Source organism: Collinsella aerofaciens, assembly GCF_009876115.1.
In the GTDB taxonomy this organism is placed as follows: domain Bacteria; phylum Actinomycetota; class Coriobacteriia; order Coriobacteriales; family Coriobacteriaceae; genus Collinsella; species Collinsella aerofaciens_N.
This window is the reverse complement of the sequence record NZ_WWSY01000007.1, coordinates 1-23773: the sequence shown is the minus strand read 5'-3', so window position 1 is coordinate 23773 and position 23773 is coordinate 1. Positions and strand designations below refer to the sequence as shown.

Here is a 23773-nt window from a genome sequence, read left to right as displayed (position 1 = left end):
GGAGGAGTCTGCCCATGCCGGGTAAAAGCCTAGAGAACATGCACGTAGCGGTCTTGGCGGGCGGTCATTCCGCTGAGCGCGAGATCTCGCTCAATTCGGGAAAGAACGTTGTGGTGGCACTGAAGGAAGCCGGCTACACCTCGGTGGAGCTGCTCGATACGGCCGCTGATGACTTTATGGTAACCATGGCGACCGGCGGCTTTGACGTGGCGTTTATCGCCATGCACGGTGCCGGCGGCGAGGATGGTGCCATGCAGGGCGCCATGGAGACCCTGGGTATCCCCTACACGGCCTCGGGCGTGCTTGCTAGCGCCTGCGGTGCCGACAAAGAGGTCTCTAAGCTCCTGTACGCCAAGGCGGGCATTCCCGTTGCCCCCGGCCTTGCGCTCGAGGTGGGCGATGAAGTCGATATCGATCATATCGTCGAGGTTTGTGGCGAGCGCAGCTTTGTGAAGCCGGCCGTCAACGGTTCCAGCTATGGCATTTCCCTGGTCCATGAGCCCTCCGAGCTGCCCGCGGCAATTGCCAAGGCGTTTGAGTACGGCGACAAAGTGCTGGTCGAGAAGTGCATCGAGGGTACCGAAATCACCGTCGGCGTGTACGGCGAGGACGACGTGCGCGCCCTACCGATTGTCGAGATTCGCAAGCCCGAGGACTGTGAGTTCTACGATCTGGACGTGAAGTATGTCGACCCTACGGACATCCATCGTATTCCGGCGCAGATTTCACCCGAGAATTACGCTCGCGCTCAGGAGCTTGCCTGTGCTGCTCACAAGGCCCTCGGTTGCCTGGGCATCTCGCGCAGCGATTTTATCGTGAGCGAGGACGGCCCCGTCATCCTCGAGACCAACACCATTCCCGGCATGACCGATACGTCGCTGTATCCGGATGAGATTCGCCACACAGACGATATGACGTTCCCGCAGGTCTGTGACAGCCTGATCCGTATGGGCCTTCGTCGAGCGGGCATTGCATGCTAATCGAGGACGCGGTTTCGTCAGGAACGCCGCAGTTTGTCATCGACTCCTATGCCACGCTTGCCGAGCGCGCCAAAACGCAGTCCTTCGGCCTTATCGAGGAAGATGTGATCGTCCTCGATACCGAGACCACGGGTCTTTCGGTGCAGGACAATGAGCTGATCGAGATCTCGGCGGCCCGCCTTTCGGGCCGCGAGGTCGTCGACCGCTTCGATACCTTCGTGCATCCCAAGCAACTGATTCCCGCCGAGATTACCGAGCTCACGAGCATTACAAATGCCGATGTGGCAGATGCCCCGTCGGCCGTTGAGGCCGTCGCCGCTCTCGCCGATTTTGTCGGTGGTTGCCCGGTGATCGCACATAACGCCACGTTCGACCGCTCGTTTATCGAGTCGGTCAAAGGCGGCGTCAACGTGAGCGATATTTGGATCGATTCGCTGGCGCTGTCGCGAATCGCGCTTCCGCGCCTGGCCTCGCACAAGCTGTCTTTTATGGCCGATCTGTTTGGCTGTGACTCGGTATCACACCGTGCCAATGCCGACGTCGACGCCCTGTGTGGCGTATGGCGCGTGTTGCTCGTGGCGCTCACCGACTTGCCCCAGGGCCTCATGGCGCGCCTAGCCGACATGCATCCGGATGTGCCTTGGTCCTATCGTCCTATCTTCTCATTCTTGGCAGGGCAGAACCCTGGTTCTATCTTCTCTCTCAGCGCCGCTCGTGCTGACGTTCTCAAGGCCGATCGCGCCGACGATCGGGTGGACGCCGACGAACTGCCGGTCCTCAAGATGCCGAGTCGTGAGGAGATTGAGGCAGACTATGCGCCAGGTGGCCTGGTCAATCGCATGTACCCCACCTACGAGCCGCGTGATGAGCAGATTGCGATGGCGCTCGAGGTCCGCGATGCGCTGGTCACGGGCACTCATCGTGTAATTGAGGCGGGCACGGGCGTCGGCAAATCGATGGCCTATCTGGTGCCTTTTGCCGAGGCAGCACGCCGTAACAACATCACGGTTGGTATTGCGACCAAATCGAACAATCTCGCCGACCAGCTCATGTACCATGAGCTGCCAAAACTTGCCGAGCAACTGGACGGTGGTCTGTCATTTTGCGCTCTCAAGGGGTATGACCACTATCCGTGCCTGCGCAAGCTTGAGCGCATGAGCCGCGGCCAGGCCGAGATTACCACCAAGCGCGATCCGGCGGACACGCTCACGGCGGTCGCGGTCATTATGGCGTACGTCTGCCAATCAGCCGATGGCGACCTCGACTCACTTGGCATTCGGTGGCGCAGCGTCAACCGCCCCGACTTTACGACGGCCTCGCGCGAGTGTGCTCGTCGCCTCTGCCCGTTTTTCCCTGATAAATGTTTGGTCCACGGCGCTCGCCGTCGTGCGGCGCATGCCGATGTGGTGGTCACCAACCATTCCCTGCTGTTCCGCAACGTTGCGGCCGAGGGCAGGATTTTGCCTCCGATTCGTCATTGGGTAATCGACGAGGCCCATTCCATCGAGCGCGAGGCGCGCCGCCAGTGGGCGCGCGTGGTGTCGGCGGACGAGTCACGCGTTCTGTTTGAGCGCCTGGGTGGCTCGAGCACCGGCGCGCTAAGCCAGGTTTCCCGTGATTTGGCAACCTCCGAGGGCTCTACGCTCTATCTGGGCCTTACTGCCAAGGCGACGTCGACGGTTGCGCGCGCGAGCATGGCAATCGCCGACGTGTTCGATGGCGTTCGCGAGCTCGGCCGCCGTGCCCGTGGGGGTTATGACAATGCCAATCTATGGATTGGCCCCGAACTGCGCGAATCTGACGACTGGCATGATTTCTTACAGTCGGCCTACGCTGCCATCGACGCGTTGGAACAGGCTGACAAGAGCGTCGACGCGCTGGTGCAAGCCGTCGCCGCCGACAAGCCCGAGGTTGTTGTCGACCTGGGTGATATCTCGCGCCGCTTGCACGAGCTGGCCGAGAACCTCAAACTCATCATTGACGGCACCGATGAACACTACGTGTATTCGCTGCAGGTCAATCGCAGGTTGCGTGCCGGCGGAGAGTCAATGACCGCAGAGCGCATCGACATTGGCGAGGCCTTGGCAACCGAGTGGCTGCCCGAGGTTCACACGGCTATCTTTGCCTCGGCGACCATGACGGTGTCCAAAAGCTTTGAACACTTTAACCACGCGGTCGGCCTCGATCGCATCGGTGCTTCAACATCCTCATCGTTGCACTTGGACTCGAGCTACGACTTCGATTCGAACATGGCTGTAGTCGTTGCGGGTGATATCCCCGATCCGCGCGATCGTGAGAGCTATCTTACGGCGCTCGAGCGCGTGCTGGTCGACGCCCATCTTGCCATGGGCGGATCGGTGCTCACACTGTTCACCAATCGGCGCGACATGGAAGACCTGTACGCCCGCGTTGAGCCCAAGATGGCCCGTGCGGGTCTGGAACTCAACTGCCAGCAGCGCAACTCATCTCCTCGTCGCCTGCGCGACCGGTTTATCAGCGAGCCGACTTCATCGCTTTTTGCGCTTAAGGCCTTCTGGGAGGGATTCGACGCCAGCGGCGAGACGCTGCGCTGCGTCATCATTCCCAAGCTGCCGTTCTCGAGCCCCACGGACCCGCTCTCGTGCGAGCGCAACCTGCGTGAAGACCGCGCTTGGGCGCGCTATTCGCTGCCCGAGGCGGTGCTCGAGGTCAAGCAGGCGGCCGGCCGCCTTATCCGCTCGTCGACCGATTGCGGCGTGCTGATTCTGGCCGACCCGCGCCTGGTGACGAAGGGCTACGGAAAGAAGTTCTTAACGTCGCTGCCCACGAGCTCCTACCAGCGCATCGAATCGGCACAGATTGGGCACTATCTGCAACTGTGGCGTGCACGCCACGAGCGGCGGCGCTAAAGCGGACAGACGAGGGTTTTTGCCATATCGCACAGACGCTTTGACAGGGCGGGGTCATCCAAGATGCGGATGGCTCCGCCCGCTGCGATTACCTGGCTCAGTAGCCAACGCTCGGAGCCATAATGCACGGTTACCGTTGCCATGTCTGCCCCGCTGCGCTCGATTAGGGTGATGCCGGCCCAGTCCAGATGCTCCGCCATATCGAATGGCATCAAGAGCTTTGCGCTACGCTGCGTCCGAGCAAGGGAATCGTGGAGGGATGTGACGTCCGGTGCATGAGGCACGACGGAGTCTTCCGTCAAGGCGAGTCCCTCGATTTTATCCATGCGATAGGTGCGCTGCTCATCGACCGCGATGTCCCAGGCAATCAGGTATGTTTGGTCGCCGTTTGCCGTAATGCGCAAGGGGTCGACCAGACGCTCACGTGGCCGTGCATCGTCCATCGAGCGATACGAGATGCGGCAGCGAACACCGTCCTGAATGGCGCAGCTCAGCTGCTGCCAGTGCGACCCGTGGTTGACGGTGTCAAAGACGCGCTGGTTATAGCCGAGCTCTTCGGGTAGAAGGGCATGTCGAATCCGAGCTGCCGTATGCGGCTCGATCCCCAACGATTCAAGTTCATGGTTGAGCACAGCGCCCTCGGCGGCACTCAAGCGCAGCGGTAGCACACGCCCGGCGTCACCGGTGAGGACCACACGCTCGCCGCGGCATTCGCAGATGATGCGCGCGCCCGATTCTCGGTCCGCGAGCGTCGAGACGATCTCGAGAATCTCGTCGAGCGATACCCCCGTGATGTCAAAGCGACTGCAAATCTCGGTCCGTGTCATGCCGCTCTCGCCGGCGGCGTAGAGGGCCTCCATGATGTCGATGGCGCGCGAGAGTCTCTGCTCGCTGGTGAGTTTACGCACGGGCATACTCGTGCACCGTCCTTTCAATGAGGTGGTTCCACGCCTGTTTGAGCGATTTGGGGGCCACGGGCCTCATGCCGTCCATGGCGTGGGCCATGCAAAATGAGGCGCCGGCTTCAAGATCGCGCACGTCAACGGTCCAGGTCCATCCCACATCGGTGTGTACGAGCTCACCTCGCCCACGCGTGAGACCGTTGATCATATCGATCTGCGTCTGCGGGGCGAACGAGAACGTAGCCGCAACGGGCGGTCGGTCGGCAAAATCGAATTCAAAGAACAGGTAGTCGCTGAGGTTGAAGTCCGCGGGGATGACGTAGGCCTTCGAAGGACGCCAAGCGCGAACGATACGGTCGCAGCGGAATGTCCTGATGTCGTCGGTGACGTTGTCGAGGCCGCAGAAGTAAGCCACGCCCTCGCGCTCGAACATGCCGTAGACGCAGACGGTACGTTCTCTCTGCTCGCCGCGTCCGTTCTGATATAAAAATCGCAGCGCGCATCGCTCGGCAAAGGCGCTCCAAACCGCATCGACGGTGGGAGAGCGGCTGATCGGCGCCTCGTCTACCGTCGTCCTGCCGGTGAGATAGGCAATCTTGGAGCGAATATCGGCAAGCGGTGCGGCAAAAGTGGATGAGCCGGCCGCTAGTGTCTGGTCGATGGCGTTGAGCAGGATATCGGCGTCGTCTGCGGTAATGAGGCCGCCTGCCGCAAACGTGTGCTCGCGGTCGATTGTCCACGAGCTTTCCTCGGTCTCCTGCGCGCCGGTGGGGCGAACCTCCTTGATTAAGATGCCGCGTTCGAGCAGCTTGTCACGATCGCGTCGAAACTTGCGCTTATCCGAGTCGATATTGCCCGAGCCATATCCCAGGTCAGAATCCAAGACGATCTGCTCGGTCGTCAGCGGTTCGGGGGAGCTATTGAGCACAAAGAAAAGATTGAGGATGCGCTGAGCCGTTTTATCGAAACTGGGCTCCGAATTTCCCTTTTTAATTGTCTCGGTCGTGTCGCTTGCCGTCATAGAGTCCTCGCATGAGAAGTGGTTTGCTGCCATGATTTTAGTCCGATATGGAGATTAGGCTATATCCTTGTCCGCTCGGGGCGTTAAGATGGCCCGAATTCGGTCGTTTGCGCTCGCTCGGGGTATACTTTCGACTATATACGGTTCTAATGTGCATGCATTGGGCCTATTTGTCGGATTATGGATGTGGAGCGCACATGGCGAACACCCAGAACTATATTAACCACCTGCTGCAGAACACCGGCATTACGCCGGCATGCAGCGAAGAAGAGCGCTTGGCTGCCGAAGATATCGCTCAGATCTTCCGCAACCACGGCTTTGACCCCGAGGTTCAGGAGTTCAATGCCCCGGCGCCCAGTAGGTTGGCATTTGCCGTTACCGGTATTCTTGCGTTTGCCGGCGCCCTGCTGATGGGCATCGGCGGCGGTATCGGCTTGGTCGGCACCTTGCTGGCCATTGTCGGCGCCGTTCTTTACGTGCTCGAGCGCACGGGCCACCCCGTGGTTTCGCGCCTGGGCAAGACGGGCGTGAGCCAAAATGTCATCGCCTACCACAAGGCCTCGGGCCCGCTCGCGTCCCCGCGTAACCGCCCGGTGGTCGTTGTCGCACACTACGACTCTCCCCGTGCTGAGCTGCTCGCCCGCGAGCCTTATGCTTCGTATCGTGCGCTCATCGCCAAGCTGTTGCCCGTTGCCACGGTTGCCCCCGCTGCCGTTGCCATCCTGCGTATTCTGCCGCTCCCCGGCGCGCTCAAGGTTCTGCTGTGGATTGTCGCGATCCTCGCTTCCCTCGTTGCACTCGCCAACGCGGTAAACATCATCTCTAACCGCCACATTCTTCCCTATACGTCTGGCGCGGTGTGCAACAAGTCTTCTGTCGCCGCTATGCTCGGCGTTATGGACAACGTTGCTCCCTTCCAGGGCGAAAACGAGTTTCCCGACGATGTTCCGTTCGATACCTATTTTGGGGAGCAGAAGCGTCGTGCCGAGGAAATGGCGCGCGCAGCGGCGGAATATGCCGCGGCCCAGCAGCAAAACGACTACGGCAACACCATCGAGTATGAAGAGCCTACCTACGCCGAGGACGAATTCGGTCAGCCGATTGCTCCCGACGCTCAGACCGAGCCCGAACAGGGTGAGGCTTTCGACGAGCAAATCGAGGGCTTTGAGGGTGCGTCTGCCGACGAGACGCTGATCGGCGCTATCGTGCCCGAGGATCAGAATCAGGCTGCCCAAGCCGAAGAGTTCAATGACGAGGTTCCCGCTGCCGAGCCGGCGGAGGAGTCTGCCGAGCCCGAGCCCAAGCTCTATCGCAACGCCGCCGGCAACATCCGCTTTGGTTCGGATGCCATCCGTGCGCTCGGAATGCTTCCCGAGTCCTGCACGCTCGATTACGAGGAGGGCGAGGAGCCAACGTTTGAGCCCGAGCCTGCCCCCGTCGTGGCTGCGCCTGCGCCCGTTGTCGCTGCGGATGATGAGTCTGCCGCGGTTACCGCTGCCGTTGCCGATCCCGAGGCGGTGTCCGCGTTCGATCCCGCGGCAGGACTGGACATTTTGGCTCCCGCCGCACCGGCGCAAGACGTTGCGGACGAGTCTGACGACGATTACGTTGAACAACCGAGGCGCGTGTCTTACGAGAGCGATACTGATTTCTCGGCCGAGATTCCCGCGGCAACGCCGCATGCCGACATTGCATCCGCGTTCTCGTCGATTGGTGCCAGCGCTTCCAACTTCTTTAAGGGTGCGTTTGCAAAGGGCAAGAAATTTGTCGACGATTTCGAGGAGAAGCGCGCTGCCGCACGCGAGGCTGCCGAGCAGGAGGCTATCGCTCAGCAGCAGGCAGCCGAGGCGGCACGTGAGCTCGCGGCGCAAGAGTTCGAGCAGAACGAGGCTATGCAGTCCGCGCCCGTCGAAGCCGCCGAAGCTACAACGTCCTTTGAGTCCCAGCAACCGGCGTCCGCGGATGTTGTTGAAGCGACGACGTCTTTCGAGGCTCAGCAGCACGTCGATAGCACCATGTCGTTTGATGCCGCGCAGTTCGATTCCACGATAACGTTTGAAAAACAGGGCACCGCGATTGCCGAGCCCCTTCCTGTTTCCGATGAGCAGGGCGACGCGGCAGACGATGACGAGCCTGTTGATGCTGCCGAAATCCAAGATGCCGCCGAGGACGAGCCCGTCGAGGCCAACTCTGACGAAGAGCAATACGCGGCAGCCGAGCAAGATGATTCGACCGAGGTCGAGCAGGAGGAAGTGCCTGCGGTTTCCGAGACTCCCGAGACGGATGAGTCGAGGCCTTATTCCACGCAGATTTTCACCATGCCGACCCCGAGTGGTTCCGGTGCCACGGTTGCCAATGTCGCTCCCACCCAGGACGAAACGGTCGATTCCCTTATGGCCCAGATTTCCTCCCAGGCATCGCCGCGCCCGCAGATGAATGTTCCCGATCCGGCGTCGGCACCGTCGCCTGCACCTTCCTCGTCTCCGCTGGCTTCGGTCCCCGATCCGTCGCTGCCGTCTATGAAGCAGGCAAACGTTGCGTCTCGCACGTCGCTGTTCGACCTTCCCGATCCCTCCGCACAGGTCAACGACCCCTTTGCTACCGCCCAAGGCCCCGAACCCACATCGGCACCCGTTGCGCCTCCTATGCCCGTTGCGTCGGGCGCACAGCCGATCGAGACCATTTCGGCTCCCGCCCCGGCGGCACCCAAGTCTCGTAAGCGCGGCCTGGGTGGTCTGTTCGGCCGTAAAAAGAAAAACGAGCAGGACAGCATGAGTGACTGGCTGGGCGTCGAAGACGATTACGATGCCAAGAAGTCCGGTCGCGGTATCGGTTCGTGGGATAACTTCGAGGACGATAACGATGGCTGGAAGGGTGGCGCTACGTCTTCCGATGGCGCTTCTTCCGAAGATATGCTCTCGGCTGTCGCCTCTATGGGCGATGATGAGCTGCTCGGTCACGATATCTGGTTTGTGGCAACGGGCGCCTCGGATTGTGATGGCGCTGGCATGAAGGCCTTCTTGGCTTCGCATCGCGATAAGCTCCGCGGCGTATTCTTTATCAATCTTGAATCCGTCGGCGCCGGTAGGCTTTCGGTGGTGACGGTCGAGGGCGAACAACAACTGCTCAAGGGCGATCGCCGCATCATGAACCTGGTCAGCAAGGTCTGCAAGTCGTTCCATGTCGATTGTGGCGCGCTCGAGATGCCCTATGCCAAGACCGATGCCTATGCCGCGCTCGAGGCGAGCCGCCGAGCCCTTACCATCGCCGGCGTGGACGGCACGCGTCTGGCTTGCGCTCGTACCGAGGACGACCTGCCCCACAATGTCAACCCGACGAACATTGCTACGGTATCCGAGGTCGTGACCGAGGTTATCCGCCGTTCGTAGACGGAGCTCTAAGGAGTCAACGTGTTTTCGTATATTAAGCGCCATTGGCCTGTCTACGTGATTTTGACCTTGATTGCCATTGCGTTAGGATTTGGGGCTGCCTACATCGTGGGCGCAAAGGGCTCGACCCCCGCTTCCGCAATCAGCGAAGAGGTGGAGCAAGAACAGAGTACGGGTGCTGATGGGATTCCTGAGTCCGAGCAAGCAATCGTTGATGGTGGATCTTCGTCTGCAGAGTAGATACGGCGATTTACATGATTGAAAGCGGGTGAGCCGGGGGACTGGCTCGCCCGCTTTTTGATCGCGCTAGCGCTTCTTTGGGATCGACCTAAGGCGAGCGAACCATAGGGCTGCGGCACCCGAGGTCAGGAACGCGGTGATGCAAGCGGCGATGGGAACTGCTCCTGTTGCCGGTAGGTCCTGCGGTAGGGTACAGCGTTGAATGACACAGTCCTCGTCATGTGACTCAAGTTTATCGCCGCCGCCGTTGCGGCAAAGATCGACGCGTGCGCTGTTGGTGAGTGCAGTTTGGGGCGTATAAGCCGACGTTGCCTGCATGTGCACGACTGCGCCCCGAGCGTCTGTGCCAAGGATTGCTTTGGCATCGTCAAGGTCGTCGTGCTCATCTTTGAGATCATCGCGGGTCCAAGAATCCGCATCGCTTCGAGTCGTAAAGTCGGCGGCTACCGCACCGTATTCAATTCGAATGCCCGTTACGACGGTATTGGGTGTAAGGTCGAGCTCTTCCGCCTCGAGTGTGGTGGATTCCGTGGTCGAGACATCCGCCTTCCAGAGGCGCCAGCCGTCGTAATCGACGAGGCGACAGTCCTCACCAAGGCTCTCTTTTACTTCGTCGGACTCAAGCCAAGGATTTTCGTGCCCATCGTCAAGTGTCGCGTTTGCCGGCTCACCGACGTCTGTCGAGTCCAACGGCGTCGTGCGATACCATACGTTGCACAGACCGTTGAGGTCGCCGATGGCGACGGGGGTTTCGATTGAGATGAATCTCGCTGTGCCGTCTTTGGCGCACTCAAGATCATCGGTAATCGTAAACTCATCAACCCAAGTAGCGGAATCGTTTCGAGCATCGATGGTATAGGAGAAAAGCCCATCACTATTGGTTTGCGTCGTGGCGCGGTTTTTACCATCGCCGTTAGCCAACAGGCCCTTTTCGATAGGTTGGACAAGTTCCTGACGCTTGTCGACCTGTCCCTTGATCTCGATGGGCGCATCCTTCATCGCGACGGTTTGGACTTCTCCCGTATCCTTTATTTCAAACGTTATTTCCTCGGCAAGGTCATAGGTCCGCGGAGACATCATTTCGCGCAACGAGTAGGTGCCGGGTGCAAGATGTTCGACGCGGTGTGGTTTGTCGGATGAGGTCCAGGAGTCTATTTCGGTTTTATCGGGACCATATAAGGTGAGTTGTGCGCCTTCCACTTCCTGCTCACCGCTTGCATCGACCTTGGAGATATCAACCTTGGTGTAATCGTCGGATACGTTAAGCCGTGCTTCTACAACGGGTGTTTTCTGGTCGGCATAAGTAAGGTCGACAATATGGGTTGTCCGATCGAGCAAGAAGCCTGCCGGCGCTTGAGCCTCGACAACCTCGTAGCGTGCGGTGCCAAGTCCCAGCGGGAGGTTGTCCGCGCGTGCTTCTCCAGTTTCATCCGTCGTGACGGTCGCGACAGTCTCACCGTCGAGCGCGGCAATGCTACCGTCGGGGCGCACGATATCACCCGAGGCACGGATCTCAAAGACGGTGCCCGCGAGGCTGCTGCCGTCTATGGCATCGGTTTTAACGATCCTGATGTTTCCGGTCGCGGCGTGGTCATAATACGAGGCGACTGCAACGGGCGTTAGGTTCATGTCGGCGGGTATGTTTACCTCGATCTCTTCGCCGACAAGATAGGGCTCTTTGGCCGAGGTTTCGCGTACATAATAGGTGCCCGGCACGAGCGATTCGGGCAGTGTGACGGTCCCGGTCGCGTCAGTCGTAAAGGTGTCCATTACGTCATGTGCTGGATACCAGCAAGTTTGTGAGACAGGTTCGTGATTGCTGTCGAGGAGTTGGAAGGTGAATCCGGCTAGGGGAACAGAAGCGCCTGTTTGGGCATCGCGTTTTACAATCTGGAGATGCGTCGACAGAGCGTGGTTGCCCACGATATATTGAAGCTCGGCGCCGTCGGAAATCTGATTGGCCCCGACGGTCCATTCCCCTGCACGTTTAAAACCCTCGGGGACGGTTTCCGGAACCTCGCGAACCGTGTAGCCGGCACGGTCGTATGGGACGGCTCCGTGGACACCGGCGGGTCGCTTGCCTGTGCCGAACCATGCTTCGGGCTGATCTTTGGTGGAGGCAAAGCCATAGATGTTTGTGGTCAGTGTGCCAACAACCTGCTGAGAGCTGTTGCTGACAACCTCAAAGACAACACCACCCGCCGGCTGCTCCAGGCCGGATTGGTCGCTATTGCCGTAATCCTTGAATTTGGAAATCTCTAGGTTAAACGCAATGGGGATATCGGAAACGCGAGATTCGATCTCGACCACGCCTGAATCGCCGAGCTGGTCGGCTCCAACGGTATAGGTCCAGCTGTCGTTGGATGGCAGGTAGCCCTCGGGGGCTTTTGATTCGTAGATGGTAAAGGTTCCTAAGGGGACATCGGCGAGGGTGGCCCGACCGCTTTCGTCGGTCGTGAGGATTTGCGCCCATCCAGGGGTTGATTGCGACACACACGTGAACTCTGCTCCTGCGAGTGAAGAGCCTACCTGGGGGCCGGCATTCGTCGCGGTATCGAGTTTTACGATACGCAGGTTGATGGTGCCGGGCTGTTCATCAATGGCGACCCGCCCGCCGTCATTCCCCGTGGTAAAGGCGATGCGATCGTGGCGGGGGACATAGCCGGCCGGCGCCTTCGTTTCAACTAGGTAGTATGCTGTGTTGGGCAGAAGTGTTGCTTGCGCCCGACCGTTGCTGTCCATCTGGATGGTGCCAACACGTGCGTCGCTGGCGCTCTCAAAAACATCGAATGTTGCCCCGGCAAACTGATAAGTATTGTTTCCGCTGGTAATGGCAGCGTTTGCAGACTGCTTTTGGAAGGAAACAGAGACCGCCGGCAGTACATAGAGCATGTCCTGACGTTTGCTGCCGCCCGATACGGCTCCTAGATAGCGCCGCGCGCGGTGCGGAGCGGCTTTGATGCTTCCTGATTTTGCGCTGTCGTGGAGCCACCGCGCCGCCGCCACGACTTCATCGTCGGCGGTAAAGTGCCCGCTCTTGGTTTTGCCCTGAGCGGTCGTGTAAGAGTAGGTACCGTCGACATGGGTAGTGCCGTTGAGCATCCATACGGCAAGCTGGGTTGCGGCGCGGGCACGATCGGGTGAAAGATGGTAACCGCCAAACGACGTGGCGGTAGGATATCCGTGACAAACGATTGCCGCGAACTCGTCGTCGAGCCACACCCAGCCTTGATCAAAGTTGAGCCATGGGCCGCCCGGCTTGGTGGGGCCGGGGCGCTCCTGGTTCATGCAGTAGGCAATCGAGGCGTCTTGAGCTTCATACTTGCCGATGAGGAAGGGCCCACAATCATCGCTAATAGTGCGGAAGCCGAGCTGGTCGTAGCCATCGACGGCAAATGCGGCTTCCGGTGCCAGGCAGCCGAAAAGCAGGAAGAGGAGCAGGAGCAGCGGACCTGTTGCGATTGCGCTGTGGACAGAGTGCGTGGGTGCGTTGGACATGGCTGCTCCTTATCCCTCGTGCGCCGCACGGGGAGGCTGCGACGCGTAGGATGAGGCTACCCCCGAGGTTCATGCGGGTAAGTACCGGAGCCTGACCAAAAGCTTGCCCAATTCCTGACAAATTGAGCTCAAATACAACAATCAAGCAAAAGTGCAGGTAGAAGATAGGGAGAACAGGAAGTCAAAGGTCCTCGTCTCCACAATTGGCGTGATTTTCAAACGAATCTCCACAGCTAAAACAAGCATCACCACCCTTGTGTCGAACAAGACAACCGCGTTATACTAGCCAACACACAAGCGGGCATCGCCAAGTGGTAAGGCATCAGCTTCCCAAGCTGACACTCGCGGGTTCGAGTCCCGTTGCCCGCTCCAGCTAGAAGCACAAGCACGGCACCATTACGGTGCCGTGCTTTTTTCAATAAAGCGCCGGGACTCGAACCCGACAGGGTGCGAGCGTAAAGCAAACGCGAAGCGTTTGTAGCGAGCAGGCGAAGGCGCCGACAGGCGCCTGAAGCCGGTGCGGATTTGCGAAGCAAATACGCGGATGTCCCGTTGCCCGCTCCATCGAGTGCGGGAGACATGGGGACGGCCAATTCAACAAAGTCTTCCCCCGCGGCTTCGTGAGGCTGAGGGGCTCGCCTGAAGCCGGTGCGGATTTGCGAAGCAAATGCGCAGACGTCCCGTTGCCCGCTCCAATTCCAAAATGTTAGGTTAATGCCTGCTGCCCATACTTGCACCTGCGCACGGTACAATGGTTAGGTTACGACCAACGTGCCAATAACCAAAAAGGAGCCGCTATGATCGATCGCTATACCCGCCCGGAGATGGGACACATCTTCTCCCTCGAGAACAAGTACGCCATTTGGCAGGAGATCGAGGTTCTGGCCTGCGAGGCCCAGGCGGAGCTCGGCAAGATCGGTATTTCCAAAGACGAGGCCCAGTGGATCCGCGACCATGCCAACTTTGAGAAGGCGAAGGTCGATGAGATCGAGGAAGTCACGCGCCACGACGTCATTGCCTTCCTGACCAACATGAAGGAATACATCGATGCCGATGTTCCCGAGGGCGACCCCAAGCCCAGCCGCTGGGTTCACTATGGCATGACCAGCTCCGATCTGGGCGACACGGCCCTGTGCTACCAGCTCACCCAGGCCTGCGACCTGATCATCGAGGACGTCAAAAAACTCGGCGAGATTTGCAAGCGTCGCGCTTTTGAGGAGCGCAACACGCTCTGTGCCGGCCGCACTCATGGCATCCACGCCGAGCCGATGACCTTCGGCATGAAGTTTGGCTCTTGGGCCTGGGAACTCAAGCGCGATCTGGATCGTCTTGAGGACGCCCGCAAGAATGTTGCCTTCGGTGCTATCTCGGGCGCTGTCGGCACGTACAGCTCCATCGAGCCGTTCGTCGAGGAGTACGTCTGCGAGCACCTGGGCCTGGTCCACGATCCTCTGTCCACGCAGGTCATCAGCCGCGATCACCATGCCTACCTTGCCGGCGTGCTTGCCACTACAGCGGCCACCTGTGAGCGCATCGCTACCGAGGTTCGCAATCTACAGAAGACCGATACGCTCGAGGCCGAGGAGCCGTTCCGTAAGGGCCAAAAGGGCAGCTCAGCCATGCCGCACAAGCGCAACCCCATCACCATGGAGAAAGTCTGCGGTCTGTCGCGCGTCGTGAAGTCCAACGCCCAGGTTGCCTTCGATAACGTCGCCCTGTGGCACGAGCGTGACATTTCGCACTCCTCTGCCGAGCGCGTCGCCCAGGCCGATAGCTTCATCGCCCTCGACCACATGTTCCAGTGCCTCATCCGCGTTATCGACGGCCTGCAGCTGTATCCCGCCCGCATGATGGCCAACCTCAATAAGACCCGCGGCCTCATCTTCTCCTCCAAGGTGCTGCTCGCCCTCGTCGATACGGGCATCACCCGCGAGGACGCGTACGCCATTGTGCAGGAGAACGCTATGGTAACCTGGCACGAGGTACAGGATTGTGTCTCCGGCCCCACCTTTAAGGAGCGTCTCGAGGCCGACCCGCGCTGCACCGTCAGTCAGGAGAAGCTCGACGAGATCTTTGATCCGTGGGACTTCCTCACCCGTATCGACACGGTCTTTGATCGTCTGGAGCAGCTGAGCTTCGAGTAGGCTCGGGCATAACGTTAGCTTTTTAGGGCGCTTTGCTGGTAATGTGTGTTGCCGGCAAAGCGCCTCGTTGCATTTAGGGAAAGACGGGGATAATAGTCGTCTCGAATAACATTCTGAGAGGGGATCGCATGATTTCGTTTGATTACAAGCCTCAGGGCGTGTGTGCTCGCAATATTCACCTTGACCTTTCCGATGACGGCAACAAGGTGATGGGCGTTGAATTTACCGGCGGCTGCGACGGCAATCTCAAGGCTATCTCCAAGCTGGTCGAGGGCGCTCCTGCCGATCGCGTAATCGAGGTTCTCGCCGGTAATACCTGCGGTATGAAAAAGACCTCCTGCGCCGACCAGCTTACACGCGCTATCGAGGCCGCTCGCGCCGAGATCGCCTAATGGGTATCGCCGATCACATCAAGAACGGAATATCGCGTCGCGGCTTCGTACTCGGTGGGGCTGCCGCGGGCGCTGCCACGGTACTTGCCGGATGCTCGAAAAAAACGGGCACCAGCGATGATGCCGCCGGCGAGCCGCAGGTTATCAAGGACGATTCCAAGATCATCTCGATTACGGATGAGTACGAGGCAGTCGACATCGATCTTGAGCCGGCGGCGTCGTGGACGCTGCCTCTGGGTACGCTGCTGTACTACTGCGACGGCGATTACGCCGCGGCGATGATGGCGCCCGCATCGGCGCTGCACGCCAACACACTCGGTGTGCTCAACCTGGGTGATGGCTCGCTTACCACATTAATCGAGGATCCTATCGAGGGCACGGGATATGCATTCTACGATGTCCGTGCCGGCGACGGCGTATTCGCGTGGGTTGAGATGAACTTTGCCAATTCATCGTGGAAGCTCTACGCTCAAAATCTGTCGGGCGCTTCGCTCTCTGGCGACGTGGTTGAGCTCGATCGAGGTGGCAAGGACTATGATCCGCCCCTGTTCACGGCGTTCGGGTCATCGGTCATCTGGTATAAAATGCCTTCGGCAGGCGGCAATAAAACGAGTAGTGATTCGTTTTGCTATCGTCGCTCGCTTGATGAATCCAAGGCCGAGGTAATTTGGAAATCGACGGGCCGCTTTGCATCGGCCCCGCGCGCGAGCGACGGCATTTTGACCATCTCGCCGCGTGTCCGCAACGACGAGGGCGTCTACTACGGCATAACGGCAATCGATCTGACCGACGGCAACAACACCAAACGTGCCCAGCTAGTTCTTCCCTCGTCAGTCTCGCCTTTCGAGGCCGTATATATGGGCGATACCTTCGTGTTTTCTATCGAGGCGGCCTATAGTGGCGTGGGCAGCCTGGGCAACATGGGCACGTATATCGGTAATGAGGGAGGGCCGTATCTCTTCCTGTCCCGCGAGCCGCTTGCATGTGCGGCTGGCAAGAAGAATAAATACCTTGTTAAGGTACAGGCGTCGCATTTCCTGATCGACACCTCTGCCAAGACCTATGGCTCGCTGCTGTCGCCCGACCGCGCTTTGGAGTATGGCGATTATCCAGCTACGGCGGGAAAGTCGGACTCATTCCTTACGTACGCCACGGTGCGCAACAGCCAGGGTATACCAGAGACAGTCACTGCACGCCTATTCTCTCTTTAAGCTTAGAGGGGTTAAAAAGGCGCCAACAGGGGAATAAACGCGTTGTAATTGTGAGTACCGCCCGCCGAGCTGCCGCGTCATAGCGGCATCTGGCGGGCTCAGGTGCGTTAAAATGGGCTTGTTCTTAGCTAATTGAGACAGGGGGGCCGTGTTATGGCTTCAGATGCAAAAAAGATTCTGCTGGTCGAGGATGAGAAGGCAATCCGTGACGCCGTCGCTGCCTATCTCGAGCGCGAAGGCTACTGGGTTGTGGGCGTCGGCGACGGCCAGTCCGCGATCGAGGAGTTCGAGAAGCATCAGTTCGACCTGGTCGTGCTCGACCTTATGCTCCCCAAGATCCCCGGCGAGCGCGTTTGCCGCACCATTCGCGATACCTCGGATGTCCCCATCATCATGCTGACGGCTAAGGGCGAGATCGAGGACCGTATTATCGGTCTTGAGCTCGGCGCCGACGACTATCTGATTAAGCCGTTCTCGCCGCGCGAGCTCGTCGCCCGCGTTCGCGCTCTGTTCCGCCGTGCCCATCAGGCCGACGAGCCCGCCGTCGAGGTACTCGACTTCGGCGATCTGGTCATCGATATCTCGGGCCACAAGATCTTGGTCGAGGGCAAGGAAGTCGATCTGACGGCTTCCGAGTTCAAGCTGCTCACCACGCTTGCCCGCCATCCCGGCCGTGTGTATAACCGCATGGAGCTGGTCGAGAAAGTGCTCGGGTATGACTTTGAGGGCTATGAGCGCACTATCGATAGCCACGTGAAGAATCTTCGCGCCAAGCTGGGCGATGATCCCAAGAAGCCCAAGTGGCTCTACACCGTCCATGGTGTCGGCTATCGCTTCGAGGCTCCGGCCAAGACCGATAAGTCGGACGAGAAATAGGGAAATCACATATGACACCTGCGCGCTTTGAAATCGGACAAAAGCACAAGCAGGAGAGCGAGGCGGGTTCCAAGGCTAGTTGGAACACGCCTCGCTCCGATTCACGGCCAACGATGAGCTATCCCTCGCGCATGGCACTTGCTTTTGCTCTGACATCGCTCATGACAGTATTGGTGCTGGTGGGCGTTGTCTCTGTTGTGTGGGGCACGGTCTTTTCGGATTACACACGCTCCAATATCGTCGAAATCGCAAATTCCGCTGCCGAGAAGTTGGCAACCTCATATGAGGAAAACGGCTCTTGGACCGCGGGAGAACTGCGCACGGTCGCAACGTCGAGTTTGGTTTCCGACGATCTGGGCATGCAGGTCGTCAATAAAAAGGGCGTGATCGTTTATGACGATTCCTGGCCCTCGGCAAGCGCCACCGCCGATGTACGCGAAAACCAGGCTACGACCGACGACACGAGCGGCAAGAGGGCATCGCATAGCCCGGTCTCGTCTGCTCCAACCGACTCCGATAGCGTTGCTAACGTCGAGATTGTAACGTCTTCCGGCGAGCATGTCGGACAGGTAAAGCTGTGGGCCATCGGCTCCGACGCTCTGCTCACCAAGGCGGACTCTGCGTTTAGGGAGAAGACCTTTAACGCCATGGCCCTCGCCGCGGTTGTTGCAATCTGCATTTCGGTCGTTATCGGATCGCTCGTGTCGCGCATGCTCACCAAGCCGATTCATCGCATCACCAGTACCGCAAAGCAAATCCGTGACGGCGACCTGTCGGCTCGCACGGGACTGCGCGGTGATGACGAGATCGATCAGCTGGGTGAGACCTTCGATGAGATGGCCACTTCGCTCGAGAAGGATATGAAACACGAGAAGCGCCTGACCTCAGACGTTGCACACGAGCTTCGCACGCCGCTTATGGCCATGCTCGCAACGGTCGAGGCCATGCAGGATGGCGTGTATCCCACCGACGATGAGCATTTGGAAACCGTTGCTTCCGAGACGCGTCGCCTGGCTCGTCTGGTGCAGCAGATGCTCGACCTGTCGCGCATGGAAAACAGCACGGCTCCGCTCAACCTTGAGCCGGTGGACATGGTTCCTTTCGTGCGTTCCATCGTTAATGCCCAGGAGCGCCTGTTTGTCGACCGCGATCTGCGCCTGCGTTTTGCGGACGAGACCCAGGGTCACGACGATGTCGTCGAGGCCGATCCCGACATGATCACGCAATGTGTTATCAACCTCATGAGCAACGCCATGCGCTACACCCCCGAGGGCGGTTGGGTCGTGGTGTCGGTGCTCAGTGACCGCAAGCACGTCAGCATTGCCGTTTCTGATACCGGCATCGGTATTGCCAAGGACGATTTGTCGCGCATCTTCGGGCGGTTTTGGCGCGCCGATGCCAGCCGCGCCCGCGAAGCTGGCGGCCTGGGCGTTGGCCTCGCCGTGACCAAGCAGATCGTCGAGCGTCACCATGGCTACATATCCGTGGAGTCGGAGCTTGGAAAGGGTACGACTTTTACAATTCATCTGCCCCGCGAGCACACGGCAGACGCGGCATCTACTACAATGGAGCACTAGCTTTTCGTTATTCGGTGAAGGAGGGGCCGCGTCCCTGCCGCTCCGAGTTTGCGAAAACATGCGGGAAAGAACCCGCATTTCTGTCGTATTTAGGTAAGGAGTGACTCACGTGACAACGATGGAGCGTCGTCCGGATTCCCGTGGCAAGGTTCGTGATATCTATGATGCCGGTGAAAACCTGCTGATGGTCGCCACCGACCGCATTTCTGCGTTTGACTTCATTCTTCCCGACGAGATTCCGTTTAAGGGAGAGGTACTCAATCGCATCTCGGCATTCTGGTTCGATAAGTTTGCCGACATCGTCCCCAACCATCTCGTTTCCATCGACCCGGCGGATTTCCCCGAGGAGTTTGCTGAGTATCGTGACTACCTCGCTGGCCGCGCCATGCTGGTTAAGAAGGCCCAGACGATTCCTATCGAGTGCATCGTCCGCGGCTATCTGACCGGTTCGGGCAAGAAGACCTACGACGAGAACGGCACCGTCTGCGGCATCCAGCTGCCTGAGGGCCTGACCGAGGCTTCCAAGCTTCCCGAGCCGCTGTTCACGCCGTCCACGAAGGCCGAGATCGGTGACCACGACGAGAACATCTCGTTCGAGCGTTGCTGCGAGATCGTGGGCGAGGATATCGCCACGCAGATTCGTGACCTTTCCCTCAAGATCTACAAGGCTGCCGCCGAGTACGCCGCGACCCGTGGCATCATCATTGCCGACACCAAGTTCGAGTTTGGTGTTATTGATGGCAAGGTCACGCTGATCGACGAGTGTCTCACGCCCGACTCCAGCCGTTTCTGGCCTGCTGCCAGCTACGAGGAGGGCAAGATCCAGCCTAGCTACGACAAGCAATTCGTCCGCAATTGGCTCAAGGCCAACTGGGATATGACGGGGGAGACCCCGCACCTGCCCGCCGAGGTCATCGATGGCACGTCCGAGCGCTATCGCGAGGCCTTCCAGATCATCACGGGCTCCCAGTTCACAAGCATGAAGGAGAACGCATAAGTGAGTACCCGTAGCGCCACGAACAAGCGCACGCAATCCCACGAAGTTACCGGGGTTGCGCGCAAGTCTGCCGCATCTGCTAAGCCCGCCCGCCAAGCAGCGAGCTCCGTTCGCGTCGTGCCGGCTTCGTCTAAGGCACGCCGCAAAGAGCTCGAGAAGGGCGAGAACCTCGAGGGCCTCTCTAAAGAGGAGAAGCGCGCCCGCAAGGCTAAGCAGCGCGCCAAGGAGGACCGCATCTATACGGTGTCGAATATCCTCCTCAAGCAGGACGAGGACTACACCAAGCGCCGTCGCATCTGGTGGATTGTGCTCGCCATTGGCATGGTGCTCGGCGTGGCAATTTGGGCCTCGCTGTACTTCGCTCCCGCTGGCATGGTGTCCAGCCCTGTCCAGATGGTCGGCATTGTTTTGTCCTACGTCATCATTTTGGGCGACTTTATCTATGACTTCGCTCGTATTCGTCCCTTGCGCAACATGTACCGCGCGCAGGCCGAGGGCATGTCCGAGAACAAGCTCAATGCTCTTATTGAGCGCGCGGCTGCCGAGGAGGACAAGAAGGACTCCAAGAAGAAGTAGCGTTTGCATACATACTTATCGCTAAGATATAAGGCGCGTCGTTTTTGCGGCGCGCCTTTTTACTGTTCTATAGATAGATGGAGTGGCACATGATTCGAGCTGCCCTGACGGTCGAAGAGGCTCTGGAGGGCATGAAGGCCCTGGAGCCCAAGATTAAAAACTACGCGCGCCTGGTCGTCCGCAAGGGCGTAAACGTCAAGCCCGGCCAGGAGGTCGTCGTTCAGTCTCCGGTCGAGTGCGCGCCGTTTGCGCGCGTGGTGGTCGCGGAGGCCTATGCTGCCGGCGCCGGCCACGTGACGGTCATTTGGGCCGATGATGCCGTGACGAGGCTCACGTACGAGCATGTCGAGAAAAGCTATTTTGAGCAGACGCCCGAGTGGAAGCGCATGCAGCTGGATTCCTTGGCCCAGGATGGTGCCTGCTTTGTCTTTATCGAGGGTGCGGATCCTGCGGCCCTCAAGGGCATCGATCCAGCCAAGCCGGCCGCGGCATCAAAGGCGAGGAATACGCAGTGCAAAGTTTTCCGCCGTGGACTGGATTACAACATCAATCCGTGGTGCATCGCCGGCGCTCCGGTCGTGGCTTGGGCGCACGAGGTGTTCCCGGGAGACGCCGATGAGGTTGCAATCTATAAGCTGTGGAATGCGATTCTGCACACCGCGCGCGCCGATGGCCAGGACCCAGAGAGCGACTGGGAACTCCATGACGCCGCATTCGAAAAGAACCTGCGTTTCCTGAACGACAATCGTTTCGACTACCTGCATTACAACGCGGCAAATGGAACCGATCTGACGATTGGCATGACGAAAGGTCACGAGTGGGCCGGCGGCAAGGGCAAGACGCCCGATGGGCACCCCTTCTTCCCCAACATTCCCACCGAGGAAGTCTTCACTTCGCCCGATCGCATGCGCGCCGACGGTATCGTGTACTCGGCCATGCCGCTCATCCATCACGGCAATAAGGTCGAAGATTTTTGGATTAAGTTCGAGGGCGGCCGCGTGGTGGACTACGACGCCCGCGTGGGCAAGGCAACGCTCGCAAGTATCATCGATACTGACGAGGGCGCTGCTCACCTGGGAGAGGTCGCGCTCATTTCCAAGAACACGCCGATCCGCGAAAGTGGTGTTCTGTTCTACGATACGCTCTATGACGAGAACGCTAGCTGCCATCTCGCGCTAGGTGTCGGTTTCCCCGAATGCATCGAGGGTGGGTATGACATGTCCAAGGAGGAGCTCCTGGAGCATGGCGTTAACGTCTCGAGCACGCACGTCGATTTTATGATCGGCACGGACGACATCGATATTACGGGCATTACGCCTGATGGACGTGAAGTTGTGATTTTCCAGAACGGCCAATGGAGTTGGGAATAGTCCCAGACCGTGGTACAATGCCACCCGCGGGCCGTTAGCTCAGCTGGCAGAGCAGGGGACTTTTAATCCCAAGGTCCAGGGTTCGAACCCCTGACGGCCCACCATAGAATAGAAAGCGATCGACTCCGGTTGGTCGCTTTTTTTGTTGCCGGTGCACGGGTTCGAACCCGTCGGGGCGCGGAGCGCCGCAGCGGCCGCCTGCGGAGCAGGCTGAACCCCCGACGGCCCACCCAAAGAAAGGAAAACGAAATGAAAACAGACAGATACGGAATTAGCGGCAGCACATTAAAGATAATAGCGGCCATTTCGATGGTTCTCGATCATGTAAGCAGGATCGTCCTGACCAATGGAATCATGACTCACACATCGTACAATCAGATATCAGACGAGCAGTGGGCGATTCTAAGCGAGGCTTCGGATGTGCTTCATGTTCTTGGCAGAATTGCATTTCCCTTATTTTGCTTTTTGATAGTTGAGGGATTTTTGCATACTCATGACATAAAGAAGTACCTGCGAAATATGCTTGTCTTCGCAATCATTGCGGAGCCCATATACGATTTCGTTCAAACCGGGCAACTATTCGACCTTCGGCAACAAAATGTTATGTGTGAGCTCCTGCTTTCCTTGGTCTTTTTGATTATTCTGGAAAAGATACAAAGTCTTTCAAAATGGAAGAGGCACATCGCAGAATTTGCTCTGATTGTTTTGATAGCACTGGCAGCTGAATACACTAAACTAGATGGCGGCGTGTATGGCATTCTGCTTGTGGCTGCATTCTATTTATTCCACGACAGCAAGGCCAAGATGCTCTTTGCTGCAGTATGCGCAGTGCTCCTTTCGTCATGCCATATAGTTGGCGGCGGATTTGAGTTTGCTACAGCTAATGTATTTAATCCTGATGTTGCTGCCGCGGTCGTTTCGTTGCTGCTTATCAATCTTTATAATGGCAAGCGAGGGCTGAAGCTCAAATATTTCTTCTACATTTTCTATCCGGCACATCTTGCTCTGCTTTATGGCGTCTCACTTATTGTTTTGAACTGTCTTTAATAACTCTCAAACAAGTCTCTGAAAGCAGAAACAAACTGACCCTAAGACTGCTTGTGAATTTCCGGAAGACCTGAGAGATGCGAGGATAGACAACGAGGGCTGCAGAAAGATGCTTCGAAAGCATGAATGGCAGCGAGAAAATGAGTTCGGAAGCACCCCTCTGGATGCTCCAGCATAGAATAGAAAGCGATCGGCTCCGGCTGGTCGCTTTTTTGTTGCCGCGCCACGGGTTCGAACCCGAACTTCTCTATATATAAGAACGCTTGGCGAACAAAACCTGCCTTTTACCGACGGGAAACAAATAGCTGATGCTTTTGGAGTAAAGTGGCGCTCCAGAGATGACCGATGCCTTAACACCTATAAACCAGCTGGTCATCGCCAATATCAGAAGCCAATGCTTCAGTTTTAACCTCAGTGATGCGACTGAGGGACCTATTCATTTGTGAACAAAATATGGAGTGCGCGATTCCCGCCCCCGGCGCCCCTCCGGTCTGGCAATATATCTCCTTGCCGCGCGGCCCGGTCGGACCGGATCAGCCGCCAGGCGTGCACCTTGAGAACCGGATACTGCGAGGATGGACACATTCAGTGTCGCATCCGGGCAGACATCGAACCATTTGAAATGGTCTAACTTGGATTTGTTTTTCGCAAGGCCGCCGAGAGGC

16 protein-coding genes and 2 tRNA genes are annotated in these 23773 nt (G+C 58.4%); 15 read left to right on the top strand and 3 right to left on the bottom strand.

All coding sequences use genetic code 11. The annotated features are described in order from the left end of the window. Window positions 1–14: 14 nt before the first annotated feature. Both GT571_RS05195 and GT571_RS05190 read left to right on the top strand, forming a co-directional pair. A complete protein-coding gene (locus GT571_RS05195; RefSeq protein ID WP_161155908.1) occupies window positions 15–980 on the top strand; it encodes a D-alanine--D-alanine ligase family protein in 966 nt (321 codons plus the stop codon). Then, window positions 974–3868 carry a helicase C-terminal domain-containing protein gene (locus GT571_RS05190; RefSeq protein WP_161155906.1) on the top strand — a complete coding sequence of 965 codons (2895 nt, stop codon included), beginning with the start codon at window positions 974–976 and terminating at the stop codon, window positions 3866–3868. Before GT571_RS05195 ends, GT571_RS05190 begins: the two co-directional genes overlap by 7 nt. Here the strand turns inward: GT571_RS05190 and GT571_RS05185 are convergent. Together GT571_RS05185 and GT571_RS05180 are read right to left on the bottom strand one after the other, a co-directional pair. Further along, window positions 3865–4782 (bottom strand): helix-turn-helix transcriptional regulator, encoded by a 918-nt coding sequence (locus GT571_RS05185; protein WP_161155904.1) that lies wholly within the window; start codon window positions 4780–4782, stop codon window positions 3865–3867. The genes GT571_RS05190 and GT571_RS05185 overlap by 4 nt on opposite strands. Next, window positions 4769–5824, bottom strand: coding sequence for a helix-turn-helix transcriptional regulator (locus GT571_RS05180; RefSeq protein WP_196031402.1), 1056 nt, complete (start codon window positions 5822–5824; stop codon window positions 4769–4771). The genes GT571_RS05185 and GT571_RS05180 overlap by 14 nt, the downstream gene beginning before the upstream one ends. A gap of 164 nt (window positions 5825–5988) precedes the next feature. Here GT571_RS05180 and GT571_RS05175 point away from each other — a divergent pair, with 164 nt between their 5' ends. Beyond that, on the top strand, window positions 5989–9180 hold the full coding sequence (locus GT571_RS05175; RefSeq protein ID WP_055287286.1) for a hypothetical protein: 3192 nt from the start codon (window positions 5989–5991) through the stop codon (window positions 9178–9180). 21 nt (window positions 9181–9201) lie between these two features. After that, entirely contained in the window at window positions 9202–9420 is a 219-nt protein-coding gene (locus GT571_RS10000; protein ID WP_022094153.1) for a hypothetical protein, read from the top strand. A gap of 66 nt (window positions 9421–9486) precedes the next feature. On the opposite strand, the gene GT571_RS05170 is transcribed toward GT571_RS10000, so the two are convergent. Next, window positions 9487–12918, bottom strand: coding sequence for a SpaA isopeptide-forming pilin-related protein (locus GT571_RS05170; protein ID WP_161155900.1), 3432 nt, complete (start codon window positions 12916–12918; stop codon window positions 9487–9489). Between the two features lie 297 nt (window positions 12919–13215). Here GT571_RS05170 and GT571_RS05165 point away from each other — a divergent pair. The 11 genes from GT571_RS05165 (at window position 13216) to GT571_RS05115 (ending at window position 23108) form a co-directional block, all read left to right on the top strand. Next, a tRNA-Gly gene (locus GT571_RS05165) sits at window positions 13216–13290 on the top strand. 425 nt (window positions 13291–13715) lie between these two features. Continuing rightward, a complete protein-coding gene (gene purB, locus GT571_RS05160) occupies window positions 13716–15062 on the top strand; it encodes an adenylosuccinate lyase (RefSeq protein WP_161155898.1) in 1347 nt (448 codons plus the stop codon). Window positions 15063–15190: 128 nt separating this feature from the next. Beyond that, the gene (locus tag GT571_RS05155) at window positions 15191–15454 is read left to right on the top strand and encodes a TIGR03905 family TSCPD domain-containing protein (protein ID WP_117848466.1); all 264 of its coding nucleotides are present in this window, start codon (window positions 15191–15193) and stop codon (window positions 15452–15454) included. Next, complete coding sequence (locus tag GT571_RS05150; RefSeq protein ID WP_055310311.1) at window positions 15454–16665, top strand: twin-arginine translocation signal domain-containing protein; 1212 nt, start codon at window positions 15454–15456, stop codon at window positions 16663–16665. Before GT571_RS05155 ends, GT571_RS05150 begins: the two co-directional genes overlap by 1 nt. 153 nt (window positions 16666–16818) lie before the next feature. Then, on the top strand, window positions 16819–17541 hold the full coding sequence (locus GT571_RS05145; protein ID WP_006236208.1) for a response regulator transcription factor: 723 nt from the start codon (window positions 16819–16821) through the stop codon (window positions 17539–17541). Window positions 17542–17552: 11 nt separating this feature from the next. After that, window positions 17553–19118, top strand: coding sequence for a sensor histidine kinase (locus GT571_RS05140; RefSeq protein WP_040360026.1), 1566 nt, complete (start codon window positions 17553–17555; stop codon window positions 19116–19118). A 118-nt stretch (window positions 19119–19236) separates the two neighbouring features. Next, the gene (locus tag GT571_RS05135) at window positions 19237–20115 is read left to right on the top strand and encodes a phosphoribosylaminoimidazolesuccinocarboxamide synthase (protein ID WP_035136481.1); all 879 of its coding nucleotides are present in this window, start codon (window positions 19237–19239) and stop codon (window positions 20113–20115) included. Continuing rightward, a complete protein-coding gene (locus tag GT571_RS05130) occupies window positions 20116–20691 on the top strand; it encodes a hypothetical protein (RefSeq protein WP_161155896.1) in 576 nt (191 codons plus the stop codon). Between the two features lie 89 nt (window positions 20692–20780). Then, a complete protein-coding gene (locus tag GT571_RS05125) occupies window positions 20781–22061 on the top strand; it encodes an aminopeptidase (protein WP_161155894.1) in 1281 nt (426 codons plus the stop codon). Window positions 22062–22089: 28 nt separating this feature from the next. Continuing rightward, window positions 22090–22165: transfer RNA gene (locus tag GT571_RS05120), tRNA-Lys, on the top strand. A 145-nt stretch (window positions 22166–22310) separates the two neighbouring features. Continuing rightward, window positions 22311–23108: a TraX family protein gene (locus tag GT571_RS05115; protein ID WP_161155892.1), complete on the top strand. Its 798-nt coding sequence runs from the start codon at window positions 22311–22313 to the stop codon at window positions 23106–23108. The last annotated feature ends 665 nt before the right edge of the window (window positions 23109–23773 follow it).